The following is a 20,193-nucleotide window of genomic DNA, read 5'->3' as shown; positions in this document are numbered from 1 at the left end:
AAGTACTTTCGAGGTGATTCCCATGATGAAAGGTGGCATGGCCGGCCTGATGAAGCAGGCGCAGCAGATGCAGGAAAAAATGGCCAAGATGCAGGAAGAACTGGCCAACGCCGAAGTCACCGGCAAATCCGGCGGCGACATGGTGACCGTGGTCATGACCGGTCGCCACGACATCAAGCGCGTCAGCATCGACCCAAGCGTGGTCGAAGGCCTGAGCGAAGATGATAAGGAAATGCTCGAAGCCCTCTTCGCCGCCGCCGTCAATGACGCGGTGCGCAAGATTGAAGCCAATAGCCAGGACAAGATGTCCGGCATGACCGCTGGCATGCAACTGCCGCCGGGCATGAAACTGCCGTTCTGATTCGCCATCCCGGTCGGGATGGGCTACACACAATGCCAGGCATCGCGCCTGGCATTTTTGTTTCTGTCATAGGGGTGAGCGGTGACACAAACCTAACCTGTGGGAGCAAGGCTCTGTGGGAGCAAGGCTTGCCCGCGATGAACGATGGCGCGCAGTTCCGACAAACCGAGGCGTCTGCATCGCGGGCAAGCCTTGCTCCCACAATGACCCGCTGAACAAACATCGAACGCCGCGCCCCCGATAATGGTCTGCTCCCTATACGTGCCACTCAACGATCAAGGAGACGCTTCCATGTCACAAGCATCGACCACCAGCCAGCGCATCGTCCTGGCCTCTCGCCCCCACGGCGCCCCGACCCCGGACAATTTCCGCCTGGAGCACGTGACCCTGCCGGACCTGGCACAAGGGCAGATCCTGCTCAAGACGCTGTTCCTGTCCCTGGACCCCTACATGCGCGGGCGCATGAGTGAAGGCCCTTCCTACGCCGCTCCGGTGGAAATCGATGAAGTGATGACCGGCGGCGCTGTCAGCCGCGTGGAACGTTCGACGCACCCGAAATTCCAGGAGGGTGATCTGGTGGTGGGCGCCACGGGTTGGCAGAGCCACAGCATCAGCGACGGGCGCAACGTGATGCCCATCCCCTCGGGGTTGCCCAGCCCGTCGATGGCTTTGGGTGTACTGGGCATGCCGGGCATGACCGCTTACATGGGACTGATGGACATTGGCCAGCCCAAGGCCGGGGAAACCCTGGTGGTCGCGGCCGCCTCGGGTGCCGTGGGCTCGGTGGTCGGCCAGGTGGCGAAGATCAAGGGCCTGCGTGTGGTCGGCGTCGCGGGCGGCAGCGAAAAATGCAAGTACGTGGTCGACGAGCTGGGTTTTGATGCCTGTGTCGATCACAAGAGCGAAAATTTTGCCGAGGAACTGGCGCGGGCCTGTGACAAGGGCATCGATATCTATTACGAAAACGTCGGCGGCAAGGTCTTCGATGCCGTCGTGCCGTTGCTCAACGCCAAGGCACGGATCCCGCTCTGTGGCCTGATCGCGTCCTACAACGAGCATCAGGCGCCGAGCGGCCCGGATCGCTTGCCGCAACTGCAGCGCACCTTGCTGACCAAGCGCGTGCGGATTCAGGGGTTTATTGTGTTTGATGACTACGGTGACCGTCAGCCGGAGTTCATCAGTGCCATGGCCCCTTGGGTGCGCGATGGCAAGGTCAAGTTCCGCGAGGACGTGGTCGATGGCCTGGAAAATGCGCCACAGGCGTTTATCGGCCTGTTGGAAGGACGCAACTTCGGCAAGTTGGTGGTGCGAGTCGCGCAGGATTGAGTATTTGACGCTAATCGGAGGCGCGGGTATAAACCGCGTCTCGTTGTTATGTCGGACATTTCCTCCATGAGCTTCAGCCCTTTGATTCGCCAACTGATCGATGCCCTGCGAACGTTGCCGGGTGTGGGTCAGAAAACTGCCCAGCGCATGGCGTTGCAATTGCTTGAGCGTGATCGCAGCGGCGGTTCGCGCCTGGCCCAGGCCTTGAGCCAGGCCATGGAAGGCGTGGGGCATTGCCGCTTATGCCGCACCCTCACCGAAGACGACCTCTGCCCGCAATGTGCCGACCCGCGTCGGGACGACACCTTGCTCTGCGTGGTGGAGGGGCCGATGGATGTGTATGCGGTGGAACAGACTGGTTTTCGTGGCCGTTATTTCGTGCTCAAGGGCCATTTGTCCCCGCTCGACGGCTTGGGGCCTGAAGCCATCGGCATTCCACAGCTGATCGCGCGGATCGAAGAGGCGGGCACGTTTACGGAAGTCATCCTCGCCACGAATCCGACGGTCGAAGGTGAAGCCACTGCCCATTACATCGCCCAACTGCTCAACAACAAAGGCCTGATCGCCTCCCGCATCGCCCACGGCGTGCCGCTGGGTGGGGAGCTTGAACTGGTAGATGGCGGGACGTTGGCGCATTCGTTTGCGGGGCGCAAGCCGATCGCGTTGTAACAGCAGCAACACGATCCCCTGTGGGAGCGAGCTTGCTCGCGATGGCGGTAGATCAGCCGATATCTATGTTTGCTGACACACCGCTATCGCGAGCAAGCTCGCTCCCACAGGGTTACTCACTCGGTAATTATTTTTCGCTGAGCGAAAACTGCGTCAGGCAGAACGTCGCAATCCCCATGTCTTCCAGACGCTGGGAGCCGAGCAGTTCCGGCAAGTCAATGATCGCTGCGGCCTCGTGGACCTTGGCGCCCATGCGGCGGATCAGGTTGGCGGCGGCGATCAGCGTGCCCCCGGTGGCGATCAGGTCATCGAACATCACCACCGAATCCCCCTCGCACAGGCTGTCGGCATGCACTTCAAGGAAGGCTTCGCCGTATTCGGTCTGGTAACCCTCGGCCAGCACGTCGGCCGGCAGCTTGCCTTGCTTGCGAAACAGGATCAGCGGCTTGTTCAACTGATAGGCCAGGATCGAGCCGATCAGAAAGCCCCGGGCATCCATCGCGCCAATGTGAGTGAACTCGGCCTCGACATAGCGGTGGGCGAAACTGTCCATGACCAGGCGCAGGGCGGTCGGGGATTGGAACAGGGGGGTAATGTCGCGAAAGATCACGCCGGGTTTGGGGAAGTCGATCACGGGACGGATCAGGGATTTGATGTCGAAGGAGTCAAAGACCATCGTGGAAGTGTCCTGGCAGGGCTGCAAACGGCGCAGTATAGCGCGGCGAGGCCAATCCCTCAGCCGCGCTCGTCCATCAGCCTTCGATCGAGCCGCCGGCCAGGGCGCAAAGCTGGATCGGGTCGAGGATGTGAATTTCCTTGCCTTCGGCGGCAATCAACTCGTTCTGCTGGAAACGGGTGAACACCCGGGACACGGTTTCCACTGCCAGGCCCAGGTAATTGCCGATTTCGTTGCGCGACATGCTCAGGCGGAACTGGTTGGCCGAGAACCCGCGGGCGCGGAAGCGCGCCGAGAGGTTGACCAGGAACGTGGCGATGCGCTCGTCGGCGGTTTTTTTCGAGAGCAGCAGCATCATCTGCTGATCGTCACGGATTTCCCGGCTCATGACCCGCATCAACTGGCGACGCAGTTGCGGCAACTGGATGGCCAGCTCGTCCAGGCGATCAAAAGGAATTTCGCACACCGAGGTGGTCTCCAGCGCCTGGGCCGAGACCGGATGGGTCTCGGTGTCCATGCCCGACAGGCCCACCAGTTCGCTGGGCAGGTGGAAACCGGTGAGCTGTTCTTCGCCGCCGTCGCTCAGGTTAAAGGTTTTCAAGGCGCCCGAGCGCACCGCATAGACGGAATCGAAGGTGTCACCCTGGCGAAACAGAAATTCACCTTTTTTCAACGGACGGCCCCGTTTAACGATTTCGTCCAGCGCCTCCATGTCCTCCAGATTCAATGAAAGTGGCAGGCACAGAGGCGCCAGGCTGCAATCCTTGCAGTGGGCCTGGTTGTGGGCGCGCAGTTTGACTGGCTCGGACATTTCTTCAATCCTTGTGGGAAAACACACATAAGACGTAAGGGTACCCCAGTGCAGGCACTCCGACTAGCGCGCTTTCCTCGTCAAATTGTCGCGCTCAGATAACGCGGGAGAAACGCTGCCGATTATGTTGTTCCAAATAGGCGTCGAACACCATACACACCGATCGCACCAGCAAGCGACCAGCGGGCGATACCTGGATGTGGGTGTCATCCAATTTGATCAGCCCATCCTCGGCCATCGCCCGCAATTGCGGCCAAAGCGGGGCGAAGTAACCGCGGAAATCGATATTGAAGCGTTGCTCGATCTCGGCGAAGGCCAGATGAAAGTGACAGATCAACTGCTGGATCACCGCGCGTCGCAACCGATCGTCGGTATTGCAGATCAGGCCGCGACTGGTCGCCAATTGCCCGTTGGCGAGGGTGTTCTGGTAATGGTTCAGGTCGCTGCTGTTCTGGCAGTACACATCGCCGATCTGGCTGATGGCCGACACGCCGAGGCCGATCAGGTCGCAATGCCCATGGGTGGTGTAGCCCTGGAAGTTGCGCTGCAACGTGGCCTCTTCCTGGGCGATGGCCAGCTCGTCGTCGGGCAGGGCGAAGTGGTCCATGCCCACGTAGCGGTAGCCGGCGCAGGTTAGCTGTTCGATGGTGTCTTGTAGCATCGCCAGTTTTTGCTCCGGGTTCGGCAAGTCCTGGCTGTTGATGCGCCGCTGGGGCATGAAGCGTTCCGGCAGGTGGGCGTAGTTGAACACCGAGAGCCGGTCCGGTTGCAGGTGGATGACTTCCTCGACGGTGCGGGCGAAGGTGTCCGGGGTCTGCTTGGGCAGTCCATAGATCAGGTCGATGTTGATCGAACGGAATTGCAAGGTCCGGGCAGCCTCGACCACGGCGCGGGTTTCTTCCAGGCTTTGCGGGCGATTGACGGCACGCTGCACCGCCGGGTCGAGGTCTTGCAGGCCGATGCTGACCCGATTGAAGCCCAGTTCACGCAATAGCCCCATGGTCGACCAGTCGGCCTCCCGGGGATCGATCTCGATGCCGTAGTCGCCGGAATCGTCGTTCAGCAGATTGAAGTGCTGGCGCAGCGAGGCCATCAGTTGGCGCAGCTCGTCGTGGCTGAGGAACGTCGGGGTGCCGCCGCCAAAGTGCAGCTGCTCCACGCGCTGGGTGGGGTCCAGGTGACAGCCGATCAGCTGGATCTCCTGTTCCAGGCGTTGCAGATAGGCGTGGGCGCGGCCACGGTCCTTGGTGATGACCTTGTTGCAGGCGCAGTAGTAGCAGATGTTCGCGCAGAACGGCACGTGCACATACAGCGACAGTGGCCGCCGGGCCTTGCGGCTGTCACGCAGGGCATGGAGCAGGTCGAAGGTGCCCACCTGGCCGCCGAACTGCGCCGCAGTCGGGTACGAGGTGTAGCGTGGTCCCGCCAGGTCGTAGCGGCGGATCAGGTCTGAGTCCCAACGGATGGCGTCGAGCATGCGGGTGTTCCCCGGGTAGGCTGGCATGGGGCGAGTCTAGGGGGCTGGGCACGAGGCCGTTTTGATTTACGTCAACGGGTGGGGGCTGAGTCAGGGGCAATCGCGAGCAGGCTCGCTCCCACAGGGGATCTGCGGCGCTCATGGATTCGAGGACGGGGTATTACTGTGGGAGCGAGCTTGCTCGCGATGACGGCGGCACGTCCAGCAGGGATGTCAGATGAACCACCGCCATCGCGAGCAAGCTCGCTCCCACATGGGGATGTGGTGTTCACAAATGAGTGTTCACCACAAGTCTGCTGTGGGAGCGAGCCTGCTCGCGATTGGGGCGACTCGGTCAATGCCCCATGAGCCAATGCTGATGCGGCCCTGGCAATGTCCAGATGCCAAAGACAATCACCAACAGCCCACCGGCCATGCGCACGCTGCGTTTGCGCAGCAGGGCGGTGATGCGCTCGGCGGCCAGGCCGGTGGCGAGCAGCACCGGCCAGGTGCCCAGGCCGAAGGCGAGCATCAGTAAGGCACTGTCCAGAGCATTGCCCTGGCTGGCGGACCAGAGCAGAGTGCTGTAGACCAACCCGCACGGCAGCCAGCCCCACAGGGCGCCGAGCAGCAAGGCCCGGGGCAGACTCGACACCGGCAGCAAGCGGTTGGCGACGGGTTGGATGTGCCGCCACAGGCCACGCCCCACGCTTTCGATGCGGGTCAGGCCGCTCCACCAGCCCGCCAGGTACAGGCCCATGGCAATCAACAGCAAGCCGGCCAGCACCCGCATGATCATCGCGGCCGGGCTGTTGGACACAGCCCAGCCGGCCAGGCCGATCAGCAACCCGGCGGTGGCATAGCTCAGGATCCGCCCCAGGTTGTACGCCAGCAGCAACCGAAAGCGGCGGCTGCGCTGTTCCTTGGGAATCGCCAGGGTCAGGGCGCCCATCAGGCCGCCGCACATGCCCAGGCAGTGGCCGCCGCCCAACAGGCCAAGGATGACGGCCGAAACCAGCAGTGGCGCCAGGTCAAGCATGGGGCGGGGCCTTGTCGTCCGGCTGGCGGGCCTCGCCACTGGCTTCGTCCACCGCTGCCTTGTGGTTCGGGTCCTGATCGTCGAACAGAATACTGTGGGCCGGACCGTCGAGGTCGTCGTACTGCCCGCTGTCCACGGCCCAGAAGAAAATGTACACGGCGATGGCCACGATCAGCAGCGCGGCCGGGATCATCACGTAAAGAGCTGGCATGTCGGAACTCCATGCCCGCGCGGCTCAGGCCGGCAGCGGGCGGGTATCGGGCGTGGCGGCGAAAACCTGCGCCTTGGGCTGACGCGTTAGCCTCAGGGCATTCAACACCACGGTCAACGAACTGATGGACATGCCGACCGCGGCCCACACCGGCGTAATCCAGCCGAGGGCGGCGAACGGCAACATGAGGCCATTGTACAGCCCTGCCCACACCAGGTTCTCGACGATCACCCGGCGAGTGCGCCGGGCCAGGTTGAAGGCATGGATCAGGGCGTCGAGGCGGTTGGACAGCAGCACGGCGTCGGCGCTGGTCTTGGCCAGGTCGGTGGCCGAGCCCATGGCGACACTGATGTCGGCCGCCGCCAGCACGGGCACGTCGTTCACGCCATCGCCGAGCATCAGCACCTTGCGGCCCTGTTGGTGCAATTGCTGCAATACCGCCAGTTTATCGTCCGGGCGCAGGCCGCCGCGGGCTTCATCGATGCCCAGTTCGGCGGCGACGCTGGCGACCATCGGTGAGCTATCGCCCGACAGCAGCAGCGTTCGCCAACCCCGCGCCTTGCAGGCCGCCAGCAGGGCCGGAGCATCGGCGCGCAAGCGGTCATCGAGGACGAACCAGGCCAATGGTCCGATCTCGTCGCCCAGCAACAGCCATTGCCCGGGTTCGTCCGGCATTTGCGGCACGGCGGCGCCACTCAGTTCGCAGACAAAACCGGGCTGGCCGATGCGCAGGCGTTGTTCGGCCACGAAGCCTTCCAGCCCCAGTCCCGGGGTGCTTTGCACCTGCTCGGCGGCCAGTGGCGCGCGGCCGAAGGCTCGGGCGATGGGGTGTTCCGAGCGGTTTTCCAGGGCCGCGGCCAGCCCCAGGCATTGATCGCTGTCGAGGGCCGCCAACGGCCGAATGGCGCGCAACGCCAAGCGGCCTTCGGTGAGGGTTCCGGTCTTGTCGAAAATAACCGTGTCGATCTGGTTCAGGCCTTCCAGCACATGGCCGCGTGTCAGCAGCAGGCCAAGTTTGTGCAAGGTGCCGGTGGCCGCGGTGAGGGCGGTCGGCGTGGCGAGGGACAATGCGCAGGGGCAGGTGGCGACCAGCATCGCCAGGACGATCCAGAAAGCCCGCGAGGCATCGAGTTGCCACCACAACAGGCCGATGGCCGCTGCCGCGACCAGGGAGAACAGCAGGAACCATTGAGCGGCGCGGTCGGCGATTTCCGCCAGTCGCGGTTTCTCGGCCTGGGCCCGCTCCAGCAGCCGCACGATGGCCGACAACCGGGTGTCTTGCCCGAGGGCCAGCACCTCGACGGTCAAGGCGCCTTCGACATTCAGTGTGCCCGCGGTGACCGCATCGCCCGCTTGTCGAGGTTGTGGCAGGTACTCGCCGGTCAGCAGCGATTCGTCGATGCTGGACTGCCCCTCGAGGATCTTGCCGTCAGCCGGCAGGACCGCCCCGGGATGCACCAACACCCGGTCACCAGTGCGCAATTCGCTGAGCAGGATGCGTTCACTCTGGCCGTCAGCCGCCAGGCGCAGGCACGAGGCCGGCAGCAGATTGACCAGTTGGGCGGTGGCGGCGGCCGTGCGCTCCCGGGCCCGGCGTTCCAGGTAACGGCCGGCCAGCAGGAACAGGGCGAACATGCCCACGGCATCGAAGTACAACTCGCCGACGCCGGTGATCGACGTCCAGATTCCGGCAACGTAGGCGCTGCCAATTGCCAGGGACACCGACACGTCCATGGTCAGGTGGCGGGTGCGCAGGTCGCGCATGGCGCCTTTGAAGAATGGCGCGCAGCTGTAGAACACGATGGGCGTGGTGAGAAACAAGGCGACCCAGCGCAGGATGGTGTGCATCTCGGGACTGAGGTCGATGTTGAATTCCGGCCAGGTGGCCATCGTTGCCATCATCGCCTGGAACCACAACAGGCCGGCCACGCCCAACTGGCGCAGGGCCAGGCGGTTTTGTGCGGCGAGTTGCTCGCACGCCTGGTCGGCCTGGTACGGATGGGCGACGTAGCCGATCTGGCGCAACTCGGCGAGCAGCGTGCTCAGCGGCAACTGGGCGTCGGCCCAACGCACATGCAAGCGATGGTTGGACAGGTTCAACCTCGCCTCAGCCACGGCCGGCAGGCTGCGCAGCTGTTTTTCGATCAACCAGCCGCAGGCGGCGCAACTGATGCCTTCCATCAACAGGGTGGTTTCGGCCAAGTCGCCCTCATGGCGCACGAACGACTGCTGCACATCAGGGCGATCGTACAGCGCCAGTTCATCGGTCAACTGGACGGGCAGGGTCTCGGGATTGGCCGACGCTTCACTGCGATGCAGGTAATAACTTTCCAGGCCACCGGCGACAATGGCTTCGGCCACCGCCTGGCAGCCCGGGCAGCACAGCTCGCGGGTTTCACCGAGGACAACGGCGGTGAAGCGACTGCCAGGGGGGACGGGCAGGGCGCAGTGGTAGCAAGGCTGTGGAGTGGTCATGAGTATTCACATATCGCAGCTTTCAGGGCGTCTGAAAATCTCTTCGCGAGCAAGCTCGCTCCCACAGGGGATGGGCGGTGTATAGCCATCCGCGATCAACTGTGGGAGCGAGCTTGCTCGCGATTGCGCGAAGCGCAGTCGTCTATTTTTTCAGGTCTTCAGCGCCTTGCAGCGGTTCATCGCCGAGCAGGATGGCCTGGTCGTGGTTGATCTGTTCTTCTTCGAACAGGCGCCAGGTCTTGTCGTTCTCCACCCCCAGCAATTCGACAAAGCGCCGGCCTTCGATCTTGTCCGTCAACTGGCCGACGTAGCGACCCGGTTCGCTGTCGTTGCGGGTGAGGATGATCTTGCGGTCCTTCTCCGGCTGGGTCGGCGAGATCAGGCTCAGTTCCAGTGTCTGGGGGCGGCTGTTGCCGTTCAGGCGCAGGTTCACTTCGCCGGTCACGTCATCCAGTTGCACGTTGGCATGCAGTTGCAGGGTCTGGGCCAGCAGTTCGCGCTCCAGCGAGCGGTTGATGCCTTTGCCGGCTTCGTAATAGTTGTCGTTGACCAGGTTGTCCGGGTTCTTCACCGCAATGGTCACCATCGTCAGGCTCAGTGTCACCGAACAGCTCAGGATCGCAATGATAATCCACGGCCAGAGGTGCTTGTACCAAGGGCTGGTGGCGGTTGCTGCAGGCATGTTCATTTCTCTCAACGAGTTTGTGGGCCGATGAACCGGCTCTTGGCTTCGACATGTACGCTTTCGTCATCGGCGTCCTTGAGGATGAAGGTCACCTCGTTGGTGCTCGATGGCAGTTGTTCCGGTGCGCTGGACAGTTCAACCGGCTGGCTATAGATCTCGCCGGCCGCGACCTTGATTTCCCGGCGACCTTGCAGCTTGAGGTCGGGCAGGCCGACGGCTTCCAGGACATACGTATGGTCGTGTTGGTCTTTGTTCATGATCTTCAGGCTGTAGACGTTCTCGATCCGGCCTTCGGCGTTTTCGCGGTACAGCACGCGGTCCTTGCTGACGTCGAAACCCACCAGCGAACGCATGAAGAATGCCGCTGCCAGCAAGCTGATCATGACCAGCAGCACCAAGGCGTAACCGATCAGGCGCGGGCGCAGTTTATGGGTTTTCTGCCCCGAGAGGTTATGTTCGGTGGTGTAGCTGATCAGGCCACGGGGATAATCCATTTTGTCCATGATGTTGTCGCAGGCATCGATGCAGGCCGCGCAGCCGATGCACTCGATCTGCAAGCCGTCGCGGATGTCGATGCCGGTCGGGCAGACCTGGACGCACATGGTGCAGTCGATGCAGTCCCCAAGGCCCAGGGCCTTGTAATCCACGCCTTTTTTGCGCGGACCACGGCTTTCGCCACGCCGTGGGTCGTAGGACACGATCAACGTGTCCTTGTCGAACATCACGCTTTGGAAGCGTGCGTAAGGGCACATGTAGATGCACACCTGCTCGCGCAGCCAGCCGGCGTTGCCGTAGGTGGCGAGGGTGAAGAAGCCGATCCAGAAATACGACCAGCCATCGGCCTGGCCGGTAAAGAACTCGAACACCAGTTCGCGGATCGGCGTGAAGTAACCGACAAAGGTCACGCCGGTGACGAAGCCGATCAGCAGCCACAGGCTGTGCTTGGCGAATTTGCGCAGGAATTTGTTGGCGCCCATGGGGGCCTTGTCGAGCTTGATGCGCTGGTTGCGATCGCCTTCGGTGACTTTTTCGCACCACATGAAGATCCAGGTCCACACGCTTTGTGGGCAGGTGTAGCCACACCACACCCGTCCGGCATAGACCGTGATGAAAAACAGACCAAATGCCGCAATGATCAGCATCCCGGACAGCAGGATGAAATCCTGGGGCCAGAAGGTCGCGCCAAAAATGAAGAACTTGCGTTCCGGCAGGTTCCACCAGACGGCCTGATGGCCGCCCCAGTTCAACCAGACCGTACCGAAATACAGCAGGAACAAGAACGCTCCGCCAAGCATCCGCAGGTTGCGGAACAGGCCCGTGAAGGCGCGGGTGTAGATTTTTTCCCGAGAGGCATACAGATCGACGCTGTTGTTCGCGTCCTTGGCAGGCGGGGTAACGTCATGTACCGGAATCTGGTTACTCATCAAATTGCATCCCACGGCAGTGGAAAAGTGCCGGGGCCAGTACGTGCCGACCTCGGTCAGAAAGGGTGTTGCAGTGGCGCAATGATACGCCTGTCGCTCTGGCTCAAGGGTGCGACCTTTGGTCGCGTTGGGCGTCTGGGCCGAATGGTGTAGCGGATGTAACAAGTCATGACCCAGATCAATTGACTATAGACAGTTCATGGCGTTGACGAAAAAACGAAAGAGGGGTTGTGGACAAATCAGTAGACAGGAGCAACCCCCAACTTGGTCGCTGAAGGCTCCATCAGGTGCGGGCAAATGCCTCTGTCAGGTGCAGGTCTGTCTTTGTGGCGAGGGGATTTATCCCCACTGGGCTGCGAAGCAGTCCTAAAACCTGCCAACGCGGTGTGTCAGGCCGATGTAATCAGCTTATTGGGGGCTGCTTCGCAGCCCAGCGGGGATAAATCCCCTCGCCACAGGTCCGCACCTGGAGCTTCAGATCTAGTTCTTTTCATCTCCTGACCACGGGTTGAATACCGCCACGCCGCTGCTCTGGAAATCACTCACGTTGCGGGTCACCACGGTCAATCCATGGACCAATGCGGTAGCGGCAATCAATGCATCGCTTTCATTGCTGCGGCCAGGCACATGCAGGCGAGCGCAACGCAGCGCGACGGCACGGTCCACGGCCAGGATCCTGCCGGCAAAGGCCGGCAGCACATGATTATCCAGCCAGGCCCGCAAGCGGCTGCCTTGCATCGGGTCCTTGCGTTCGAAGCGCAGCACGCCGGTTTCCAGCTCCAGTACGGTAATCGCCGAGACGTACAGGCTGGGAGCGGGAACGCTACGGGCCCAGGCCTGGACGTTTTTATCTGCCTGGGATTTGCGCAGTTCGGAAATGACGTTGGTATCGAGTAGAAACATTCAGGACAGGTCCACCGAGCGGGGTGTGATGACGGCGCGCTCGGTATCGAAATCGATGTCCGGCGCATCGGGCATGACCAACAACTCGACAATGCTGGCGCCAATGCCGGTCAGTTTCTGGTACTCCTCAATGCTTAGCAGCACATGGGCCGGCTTGCCACGGTCGGTGATGATTACTGGCCCTTCACGGGTGGCTTTTTTGGCACCACTTGTGTCGTGGTTGAATTCGCGGCTGGAGATCGTCGTGATGGACATGGGCGCGCCCTCATTTTGAATTCGAATGTAGGCACGTTACTACTGGTATGGAGGGGCGGCAAGCGCAACCGATTCGTCCAGGTTTTTCGACCGGTAACAAAAAGGCCCCGCCAATCGGATTGGCGGGGCCTTTCGTGTATCAGTTGCTGGTCTTACTGGGCGTCAGCGGCCGGAGCCTTTTCGCCGTGAGACAGGCTGTAGACATAGGCCGCCAGCAGGTGGACCTTATCGTTGCCTTGCAGGTCGGCCTGGGCCGGCATCTGGCCCTGGCGACCGTAGCGGATGGTCTGCTGCAGTTGAGCGAAGCTCGAACCGTAGATGAAACCGGCCGGGTGCGTCAGGTCAGGTGCGCCCATGGCGGGCGTGCCCTTGCCGGCAGGACCGTGGCAGGCCACGCAGTTGGCCGCGAACAGTTTCTGGCCGTTGGCCGGGTCGGCCTTGGCGCCTTCCGGCAGTTTGCGACCGTGCAGGCTGGTCACCAGGTAGGAGGCCACGTCGGCCACGCCTTGTTCGCCCACCACGGCAGCCCAGCCCGGCATCACCGCGTGACGGCCGCCCATGATGGTGGTCTTGATGGTTTCCGGCTCACCGCCCCAGCGCCAGTCGGCGTCGGTCAGGTTGGGGAAGCCGTAGGCACCCTTGGCGTCGGAACCGTGGCAGACCGAGCAGTTGGAGGCGAACAGGCGGCCACCCATCTTCAGGGCTTGCGGGTCCTTGGCGACTTCTTCGATCGGCATGGAGGCGAACTTGGCGAAGATCGGACCGAACTTGGCGTCCGAGCGCGCCATTTCCTTTTCCCACTCGTGAACGCCTGTCCAGCCGGTCTGGCCGTTGGCGAAGGCGGTCTGCTTTTCGTTGTCCAGGTAGTTATAGCCTGGCAGCAGGCCTTTCCAGTTGCCCAGGCCAGGGTAGAGCACCAGGTAACCGAGGGCGAACACGATGGTGCCCACGAACAGCATGAACCACCATTTCGGCAGCGGGTTGTCGTACTCCTCGATCCCGTCGAAGGAGTGGCCAACCGTCTCTTCGGTGGCTTCGCTGCGCTGGCCCTTGCGGGTCGACAGCAGCAGCCAGGTCAGGGCGAAGATCGTACCCAGACTGAGGACTGTGACGTACAGACTCCAGAACGTAGTCATTCTTTGTTACTCCTAGAAGCTTGCTCGACGTGCTTGATGGCTTCGGGATCATCCGCGAACGGCAGCAAGGTCGCGTCGTCAAACTCCGACTTGCGCTTGGGGCTGAACACCCACAAGGCCAGGCCGATAAAGGCCACCATCACGACGACGGTGCCCAGGCCACGAATCATCCCGATATCCATCCAGATCACCGTTTGCTTTTGATGATGGTGCCCAGGCCTTGCAGATAGGCCACCAGCGCGTCCATTTCAGTCTTGCCCTTGACGGCATCCTTGGCACCGGCGATGTCTTCGTCGGTGTAAGGCACGCCCAAGGCGCGCAGGACTTCCATTTTCTTGGCGGTGTCTTTGCCGTCGAGCTTGTTTTCTACGAGGAACGGATAGGCCGGCATTTTCGATTCAGGCACGACGTTGCGCGGGTTGTACAAGTGCGCACGCTGCCAGTCGTCGGAGTAACGGCCGCCAACGCGGGCCAGGTCCGGACCGGTACGCTTGGAACCCCACAGGAACGGGTGGTCCCAGACGCTTTCACCGGCAACGGAGTAGTGGCCGTAGCGTTCGGTTTCAGCGCGGAACGGACGGATCATCTGCGAGTGGCAGCCGACACAGCCGTTGGCGATGTAGATGTCGCGGCCTTCCAGTTCCAGGGCGGTACGCGGCTTCATGCCTTCGACCGGCTTGTTGGTCACGTCCTGGAAGAACAGTGGAACGATCTGGGTCAGGCCGCCGACGCTCACGGCGATGACCATGAAGAAGGCCAGCAGGCCGATATTCTTCTCTACTGCTTCGTGCTTCATCAGTGAGCTCCAACTACGGCGATCTTGGCGGCGGCTTCAGCTTCAGCCGGGTCAGAGGCACGAACGGTGCGGTACACGTTGTAGGCCATGAACAGCATGCCGCTGGCGAAGAACGCGCCGCCCAGGGCACGCACGATGAAGCCAGGGTGGCTGGCTTGCAGCGCTTCGACGAACGAGTAGGTCAGGGTGCCGTCGTCGTTGATCGCACGCCACATCAAGCCTTGGGTGATGCCGTTGACCCACATCGAGGCGATGTAGAGCACGGTGCCGATGGTCGCGAGCCAGAAGTGCGCGTTGATCAGGCCGGTGCTGTGCATCTGCGCACGACCGAACAGTTTCGGGATCATGTGGTAGATGGCGCCGATGGAGATCATTGCCACCCAGCCGAGCGCACCGGCGTGCACGTGGCCGATGGTCCAGTCGGTGTAGTGGCTCAGGGAGTTGACGGTCTTGATGGCCATCATCGGGCCTTCGAAGGTCGACATGCCGTAGAACGCCAACGACACGACCAGGAACCGCAGGATCGGGTCGGTGCGCAGCTTATGCCAGGCACCCGACAGGGTCATCATGCCGTTGATCATGCCGCCCCAGCTTGGCGCCAGCAGGATGATCGACATTGCCATGCCCAGGGACTGTGCCCAATCCGGCAGTGCGGTGTAGTGCAGGTGGTGCGGACCGGCCCAGATGTACAGGGTGATCAGCGCCCAGAAGTGGACGATGGACAGGCGATAGGAATAGATCGGACGCTCGGCCTGTTTCGGCACGAAGTAGTACATCATCCCCAAAAAGCCGGTGGTCAGGAAGAAGCCTACGGCGTTGTGGCCGTACCACCACTGGATCATCGCGTCGGTCGCGCCCGAGTAGGCCGAGTACGACTTGAAGAAGCTGACCGGCAGGGAGGCGTGGTTGACGATGTGCAGCATGGCGGTCACGACGATGAAAGCACCGTAGAACCAGTTACCGACGTAGATGTGCTTGGTCTTGCGCTTGACGATGGTGCCGAAGAACACCAAACCGTAGGTCACCCAGACGATGGCCAGCAGGATAGCCAGGGGCCATTCCAGTTCCGCGTATTCCTTGGTGGTAGTGAAACCCATTGGCAAGGTCACGATCGCACCGACGATCACCGCTTGCCAGCCCCAGAAGGTGAAGGCGGCGAGGCTGTCGGAGATCAGTCGCGTTTGGCAGGTTCGCTGCACGACGTAGTAAGAAGTGGCAAACAACGCACAACCACCGAAGGCGAAGATCACCAGGTTGGTGTGCAGCGGGCGCAGGCGTCCAAATGTCGTCCATGGCAGATCGAAGTTCAACTCCGGCCAGACCAGTTGCGAGGCGATGAAGACACCGAGCCCCATGCCAAGGATCCCCCAGACCACCGTCATGATGGCGAACTGGCGGACTACCTTATAGTTATAAGCAGTCGGACTGATTGCTGTGCTCATTCTAAGGTTCCACGGTTTGGGTGTTTTATTAGGATAAAAATCGGTCGCAAGTATGGAGAAAGCGGGGGGTCATTGCAACGCGCCATGACCTGGGTCAATGCTTTCCAAAGCTGATTCTGCGGCCTTTCCATGTGCCGAGTAGGGACAAAATTGGCCCTCGGCAAAATGTCGCAACGAAGGAAAGAGGCGAGGGGGTCAGGTCGGTTGTAACGGGGTGTGTTCGAACACGGCGTTCGGGTGATGCCAGGCAACTGTCGCAACAGCCGGTATTCACCTGCCTTTGCGGCCTTTTTGTCGAACGATTGTCGAACGCATCGGGTCGGGTCGACCTGAAACCGGCAGTCGCCAGCGCACGCAGAGGCAAGCTTAGACCCGATTCCAGGGAACCGAAAGAAAGACGAAGGGAGGGTGCGACAATGCGTCGCGCAGGGGCACGGAGCCGCCGCATCCAGATGAATGCGGCGGTTCGTGTGGTCAGGATTTATTCGCTTTTGTGTTCCGCTTGCAGGCGCTCGGTGCCCGCACCCTGGGACAGGCTGTAGACATAAGCCGCGAGCAGTTGCACCTTGTCATTGCCCAACAACTCATTCTGCGCCGGCATGTGGCCCTGGCGACCATGGCGAATGGTCTGCTGCAACTGGGCCAGGCTGGTGCCGTAGATGAAGCCGGCCGGTTGCGTCAGGTTCGGCGCGCCCATGGCTTCGGTTCCCTGGCCGTTGGCGCCGTGGCAGGCGATACAGGTGGTGTTGAAGGCCTGCTGGCCGGCTTGCAGGTCGGCACCGCTGTCCGCCGGCAACGGCAGGCCGGCCAGGTCGTGGCGTACATACGCGGCCACGTTCTTGACCCCGGCGTCCCCCAGCACTTCACCCCAGGCTGGCATCGCCGCCATGCGGCCGCCCATGATGGTCGCCTTGATGGTGTCGGCGGCGCCGCCCCAGCGCCAGTTGCTGTCGGCCAGGTTCGGGAAGCCGAAGGCACCCTTGGCGTCCGAGCCATGGCAGACCGAGCAGTTGGAGGCAAACAGGCGCCCACCCATCTTCAAGGCCTGTGGGTCCTTGGCCACTTCTTCCACGGGCATGGCGGCGAATTTGGCGAAGATCGGCCCGAACCGGGCGTCGGCCTTGGCCATTTCCTTTTCCCATTCATGGGCGCCGGTCCAGCCGTTTTCGTAGCCGGGCAGGATGCCTTTCCAGTTGCCCAGGCCCGGATAGAGAACCAGGTAGCCAACGGAAAACACCAGGGTGCCGGCGAACAACAGGAACCACCACTGCGGCAGCGGATTATCGTATTCCTCGATGCCGTCGAAGCTGTGGCCCATGGTCTGGTCGACGCTGCCCTTGGTCTCGCCCTTGCGGGTGCCGATCAGCAGCCAGGTCAGGCCGATGAGGCTGCCGATGGTCAGTACGCAGATCCACGTACTCCAGAAGGTGGTCATGGCCGGGTACTCCTTGTCGCAGGGTCTTGGGGGGTGATGTCGGCGGGCGGTTCGTCGGCGAACGGCAGCAGGCGCGCCTGGGCGAATTCCGGCCCGCGTTTGCTGCTGAATACCCACAGGGTCAGGCCGATGAAGGCGATGAACACCACGACGGTGCCCAGGCCACGGATCATTCCAGTGCTCATTTCAAAGAACATCAGGCTTACCTCTTGCTCTTGATGGCAGTGCCGAGCACTTGCAGGTAGGCCACCAGCGCGTCCATTTCGGTCTTGCCCTTGAGCGCGGCCACGCTGCCGGCGATGTCGTCGTCGGTGTACGGCACGCCGAGGGTGCGCATGGCGCGCAGCTTGCCCTCGGTGTGACTGCTGTCCACCGCCTGGGCCACCAACCACGGGTAGGCCGGCATTTTCGACTCGGGCACAACGTTGCGCGGGTTGTACAAGTGGGCGCGGTGCCAGTCGTCGGAGTAGCGTGCGCCGACCCGTGCCAGGTCCGGCCCGGTACGCTTGGAGCCCCACAGGAATGGGTGGTCCCAGACGCTTTCGCCAGCGACGGAGTAGTGGCCGTAGCGCTCGGTCTCGGCGCGGAACGGACGGATCATCTGCGAGTGGCAGCCGACGCAGCCTTCACGGATGTAGATGTCGCGGCCCTCCAGTTGCAGGGCGGTGTAGGGCTTCATGCCGTCCACCGGCTTGTTGGTCACGTCCTGGAAGAACAGCGGCACGATCTGGGTCAGGCCGCCAATGCTCACGGCCAGGACCATCAACAGCATCAGCAGGCCGACGTTTTTTTCGATTGTTTCGTGTTTCATGGCGGACTCCTCAGGCCATCTGCGCGGCAGCGGCGGCTTCGGCAGGCTGGTAGGCCCGCACGGTGCGCCAGGTGTTGTAGGCCATCAGCAGCATGCCGAGAAGGAAGATCGACCCGCCCGCCAACCGCACGACGAAGCCTGGGTGGCTGGCCACCAGGGTTTCGACGAAGGAGTAGGTAAGCGTGCCGTCCTCGTTCACCGCACGCCACATCAGGCCCTGGGCGATACCGTTGACCCACATCGAGGCGATGTACAGCACCGTGCCGATGGTCGCGAGCCAGAAATGCGCGTTGATCAGGCCGATGCTGTGCATCTGTGGCCGACCGAAGACTTTCGGGATCATGTGGTACAGCGCCCCTATGGAAATCATCGCCACCCAGCCGAGCGCGCCGGCATGCACGTGGCCGATGGTCCAGTCGGTGTAGTGGGAGAGGGCGTTGACGGTCTTGATCGCCATCATCGGACCTTCGAAGGTCGACATGCCGTAGAACGCCAGGGACACCACCAAAAAGCGCAGGATCGGGTCGCTGCGCAACTTATGCCAGGCCCCCGACAGGGTCATCATGCCGTTGATCATGCCGCCCCAGCTGGGTGCCAGCAGGATCAGCGACATCACCATGCCCAGGGACTGCGCCCAGTCCGGCAGCGCGGTGTAGTGCAGGTGGTGCGGGCCGGCCCAGATGTACAGGGTGATCAGTGCCCAGAAGTGGACGATGGACAGGCGATAGGAATACACCGGACGTTCGGCCTGTTTCGGCACGAAGTAGTACATCATCCCCAGGAAGCCTGCGGTGAGGAAAAAGCCTACGGCGTTGTGCCCGTACCACCATTGCACCATCGCATCCGTGGCCCCGGCGTACACCGAGTAGGATTTGGTGAAACTCACCGGCAGTTCCAGGTTGTTGACGATGTGCAGGATCGCCACGGTCAGGATGAACCCGCCGAAGAACCAGTTACCGACGTAGATGTGCTTGGTGTTGCGCTTGGCCACGGTGCCGAAGAACACGATGGCGTAGGCCACCCAGACGATGGTGATCAGGATGTCGATCGGCCATTCCAGTTCGGCGTATTCCTTGGAACTGGTGTAGCCCAGGGGCAGGCTGATGGCCGCCAGCAGGATCACCAGTTGCCAGCCCCAGAAGCAGAACGCGGCGATTTTCGGCGCAAACAGCTGGGTCTGGCAGGTGCGTTGCACCGAGTAGAACGAACTGGCGAACAGGGCGCAGCCGCCGAAAGCGAAGATCACTGCGTTGGTGTGCAGCGGGCGCAGGCGGCCGAAGCTGGTCCAGGGCAAATCGAAGTTGAGTTGTGGCCAGACCAATTGGGCGGCGAGAAAAACCCCGAGCCCCATGCCGACGATGCCCCACACCACCGTCATAATGGCGAATTGGCGGACCACCTTGTAGTTGTAGGCGGTACTGATAGAAGTGTTCATGGTTCCCCATCCACGGTTCAGCCGAAGTGAGCGCCTGCGCAAGGCAGTGCGGCGTTCTTCGCCTGGAGTTATAGGCAGACTAAAAGCGAGGCAAGCATGGACAAACAGCACAAGGCCAGTATTGACGGGGATCAATGGGCGCGGTGCGTCGCGCAACACGGCTGGCTGTGGACGGCCGCGCAGCCGGGCGCGGGCGCCACGCCTGCGACCTTGATTCTGGCCCATGGTGCCGGTGCGCCGATGGACAGCGGTTTCATGGAGGAAATAGCCACGCGCCTTGCTGCACGGGGCGTCAACGTATTGCGTTTCGAGTTTCCTTACATGGCCCAGCGGCGTCTGGATGGGGGGAAACGCCCGCCCAACCCGGCACCTAAGCTGCTGGAATGCTGGCGTGAGGTGTACGCCACGGTGCGGCCTTATGTCGCTGGGCGGCTGGCCATTGGCGGCAAGTCCATGGGCGGACGCATGGCGAGTTTGCTGGCCGATGAGTTGGGCGTCGATGCGCTGGTGTGCCTGGGCTATCCCTTCTATGCGGTGGGCAAGCCGGAGAAGCCCCGGGTCGAGCACTTGGCTGCATTGAAGACCCGAACCTTGATCGTCCAGGGCGAGCGCGATGCGTTGGGCAATCGGGAAGCGGTGCAGGGCTACAGTTTGTCTCCGAGCATCGAGGTGTTGTGGTTGGTGGCGGGGGATCATGACCTCAAGCCGTTGAAGGCTTCGGGGTTCAGTCATGAGCAGCATCTGGAGGCGGCGGCGCAGGGGGTGTCCGGGTTCCTGTCTCAAGATTGATGGTGCCTGTCATGGCCTCATCGCGAGCAAGCTCGCTCCCACACTGGATTTGCGGCGT

The 20,193-nt window shown here is 62.0% G+C and carries 22 protein-coding genes; 4 read left to right on the top strand and 18 right to left on the bottom strand.

What is annotated here, in order from left to right; genetic code table 11:
• Positions 1 to 22: 22 nt before the first annotated feature.
• The 3 genes from AB4N80_RS25110 (at position 23) to recR (ending at position 2,356) form a co-directional block, all read left to right on the top strand.
• Complete coding sequence (locus AB4N80_RS25110; protein ID WP_003183512.1) at positions 23 to 361, top strand: YbaB/EbfC family nucleoid-associated protein; 339 nt, start codon at positions 23 to 25, stop codon at positions 359 to 361.
• 291 nt (positions 362 to 652) lie between these two features.
• Positions 653 to 1,687 carry an NADP-dependent oxidoreductase gene (locus AB4N80_RS25105; RefSeq protein WP_122567914.1) on the top strand — a complete coding sequence of 345 codons (1,035 nt, stop codon included), beginning with the start codon at positions 653 to 655 and terminating at the stop codon, positions 1,685 to 1,687.
• Between the two features lie 66 nt (positions 1,688 to 1,753).
• Positions 1,754 to 2,356, top strand: coding sequence for a recombination mediator RecR (gene recR, locus AB4N80_RS25100; RefSeq protein WP_122568397.1), 603 nt, complete (start codon positions 1,754 to 1,756; stop codon positions 2,354 to 2,356).
• Between the two features lie 127 nt (positions 2,357 to 2,483).
• On the opposite strand, the gene AB4N80_RS25095 is transcribed toward recR, so the two are convergent.
• From AB4N80_RS25095 to ccoN (AB4N80_RS25010), 18 genes are all read right to left on the bottom strand, one after another.
• Entirely contained in the window at positions 2,484 to 3,032 is a 549-nt protein-coding gene (locus AB4N80_RS25095) for an adenine phosphoribosyltransferase (protein WP_122567915.1), read from the bottom strand.
• Positions 3,033 to 3,108: 76 nt separating this feature from the next.
• Positions 3,109 to 3,843 (bottom strand): fumarate/nitrate reduction transcriptional regulator Fnr, encoded by a 735-nt coding sequence (fnr, locus tag AB4N80_RS25090; protein ID WP_122567916.1) that lies wholly within the window; start codon positions 3,841 to 3,843, stop codon positions 3,109 to 3,111.
• A 94-nt stretch (positions 3,844 to 3,937) separates the two neighbouring features.
• Positions 3,938 to 5,320: an oxygen-independent coproporphyrinogen III oxidase gene (hemN, locus tag AB4N80_RS25085; protein ID WP_122568398.1), complete on the bottom strand. Its 1,383-nt coding sequence runs from the start codon at positions 5,318 to 5,320 to the stop codon at positions 3,938 to 3,940.
• Positions 5,321 to 5,654: 334 nt separating this feature from the next.
• On the bottom strand, positions 5,655 to 6,338 hold the full coding sequence (locus AB4N80_RS25080) for a sulfite exporter TauE/SafE family protein (RefSeq protein ID WP_072407868.1): 684 nt from the start codon (positions 6,336 to 6,338) through the stop codon (positions 5,655 to 5,657).
• Positions 6,331 to 6,549, bottom strand: a complete 219-nt coding sequence (gene ccoS / locus AB4N80_RS25075) for a cbb3-type cytochrome oxidase assembly protein CcoS (RefSeq protein WP_122567917.1) — start codon at positions 6,547 to 6,549, stop codon at positions 6,331 to 6,333. The genes AB4N80_RS25080 and ccoS overlap by 8 nt, the downstream gene beginning before the upstream one ends.
• A gap of 24 nt (positions 6,550 to 6,573) precedes the next feature.
• The gene (locus tag AB4N80_RS25070) at positions 6,574 to 9,024 is read right to left on the bottom strand and encodes a heavy metal translocating P-type ATPase (protein WP_122567918.1); all 2,451 of its coding nucleotides are present in this window, start codon (positions 9,022 to 9,024) and stop codon (positions 6,574 to 6,576) included.
• Positions 9,025 to 9,166: 142 nt separating this feature from the next.
• Positions 9,167 to 9,706 (bottom strand): FixH family protein, encoded by a 540-nt coding sequence (locus AB4N80_RS25065; RefSeq protein WP_122568399.1) that lies wholly within the window; start codon positions 9,704 to 9,706, stop codon positions 9,167 to 9,169.
• 11 nt (positions 9,707 to 9,717) lie between these two features.
• On the bottom strand, positions 9,718 to 11,133 hold the full coding sequence (gene ccoG / locus AB4N80_RS25060; RefSeq protein WP_122567919.1) for a cytochrome c oxidase accessory protein CcoG: 1,416 nt from the start codon (positions 11,131 to 11,133) through the stop codon (positions 9,718 to 9,720).
• Between the two features lie 480 nt (positions 11,134 to 11,613).
• Positions 11,614 to 12,036 carry a type II toxin-antitoxin system VapC family toxin gene (locus AB4N80_RS25055; protein WP_122567921.1) on the bottom strand — a complete coding sequence of 141 codons (423 nt, stop codon included), beginning with the start codon at positions 12,034 to 12,036 and terminating at the stop codon, positions 11,614 to 11,616.
• Positions 12,037 to 12,291, bottom strand: a complete 255-nt coding sequence (locus AB4N80_RS25050; protein ID WP_122567922.1) for a type II toxin-antitoxin system Phd/YefM family antitoxin — start codon at positions 12,289 to 12,291, stop codon at positions 12,037 to 12,039.
• A 152-nt stretch (positions 12,292 to 12,443) separates the two neighbouring features.
• Positions 12,444 to 13,427, bottom strand: coding sequence for a cytochrome-c oxidase, cbb3-type subunit III (gene ccoP, locus AB4N80_RS25045; protein ID WP_060738428.1), 984 nt, complete (start codon positions 13,425 to 13,427; stop codon positions 12,444 to 12,446).
• Complete coding sequence (locus AB4N80_RS25040; RefSeq protein WP_003183474.1) at positions 13,424 to 13,609, bottom strand: CcoQ/FixQ family Cbb3-type cytochrome c oxidase assembly chaperone; 186 nt, start codon at positions 13,607 to 13,609, stop codon at positions 13,424 to 13,426. Before AB4N80_RS25040 ends, ccoP (AB4N80_RS25045) begins: the two co-directional genes overlap by 4 nt.
• A gap of 5 nt (positions 13,610 to 13,614) precedes the next feature.
• Positions 13,615 to 14,223: a cytochrome-c oxidase, cbb3-type subunit II gene (gene ccoO / locus AB4N80_RS25035; protein ID WP_122567923.1), complete on the bottom strand. Its 609-nt coding sequence runs from the start codon at positions 14,221 to 14,223 to the stop codon at positions 13,615 to 13,617.
• Positions 14,223 to 15,665, bottom strand: a complete 1,443-nt coding sequence (ccoN, locus tag AB4N80_RS25030) for a cytochrome-c oxidase, cbb3-type subunit I (RefSeq protein WP_053120682.1) — start codon at positions 15,663 to 15,665, stop codon at positions 14,223 to 14,225. The genes ccoO (AB4N80_RS25035) and ccoN (AB4N80_RS25030) overlap by 1 nt, the downstream gene beginning before the upstream one ends.
• Positions 15,666 to 16,146: 481 nt before the next feature.
• Positions 16,147 to 17,100 (bottom strand): cytochrome-c oxidase, cbb3-type subunit III, encoded by a 954-nt coding sequence (gene ccoP, locus AB4N80_RS25025; protein ID WP_122567924.1) that lies wholly within the window; start codon positions 17,098 to 17,100, stop codon positions 16,147 to 16,149.
• Positions 17,097 to 17,297, bottom strand: coding sequence for a cbb3-type cytochrome oxidase subunit 3 (locus AB4N80_RS25020; protein ID WP_060743060.1), 201 nt, complete (start codon positions 17,295 to 17,297; stop codon positions 17,097 to 17,099). The genes ccoP (AB4N80_RS25025) and AB4N80_RS25020 overlap by 4 nt, the downstream gene beginning before the upstream one ends.
• Positions 17,298 to 17,302: 5 nt before the next feature.
• Positions 17,303 to 17,911 (bottom strand): cytochrome-c oxidase, cbb3-type subunit II, encoded by a 609-nt coding sequence (gene ccoO, locus AB4N80_RS25015; protein WP_122567925.1) that lies wholly within the window; start codon positions 17,909 to 17,911, stop codon positions 17,303 to 17,305.
• A gap of 10 nt (positions 17,912 to 17,921) precedes the next feature.
• Positions 17,922 to 19,346, bottom strand: a complete 1,425-nt coding sequence (ccoN, locus tag AB4N80_RS25010; protein ID WP_003199614.1) for a cytochrome-c oxidase, cbb3-type subunit I — start codon at positions 19,344 to 19,346, stop codon at positions 17,922 to 17,924.
• A 96-nt stretch (positions 19,347 to 19,442) separates the two neighbouring features.
• On the opposite strand from ccoN (AB4N80_RS25010), the gene AB4N80_RS25005 reads away from it, so the two are divergent.
• Positions 19,443 to 20,135, top strand: coding sequence for an alpha/beta family hydrolase (locus AB4N80_RS25005; protein ID WP_122567926.1), 693 nt, complete (start codon positions 19,443 to 19,445; stop codon positions 20,133 to 20,135).
• Positions 20,136 to 20,193: the final 58 nt, after the last annotated feature.

This window comes from Pseudomonas sp. H3_A02 (assembly GCF_054671965.1).
Note: the sequence above shows the minus strand (reverse complement) of the source record. Positions and strands in the feature narration are given on the sequence as shown.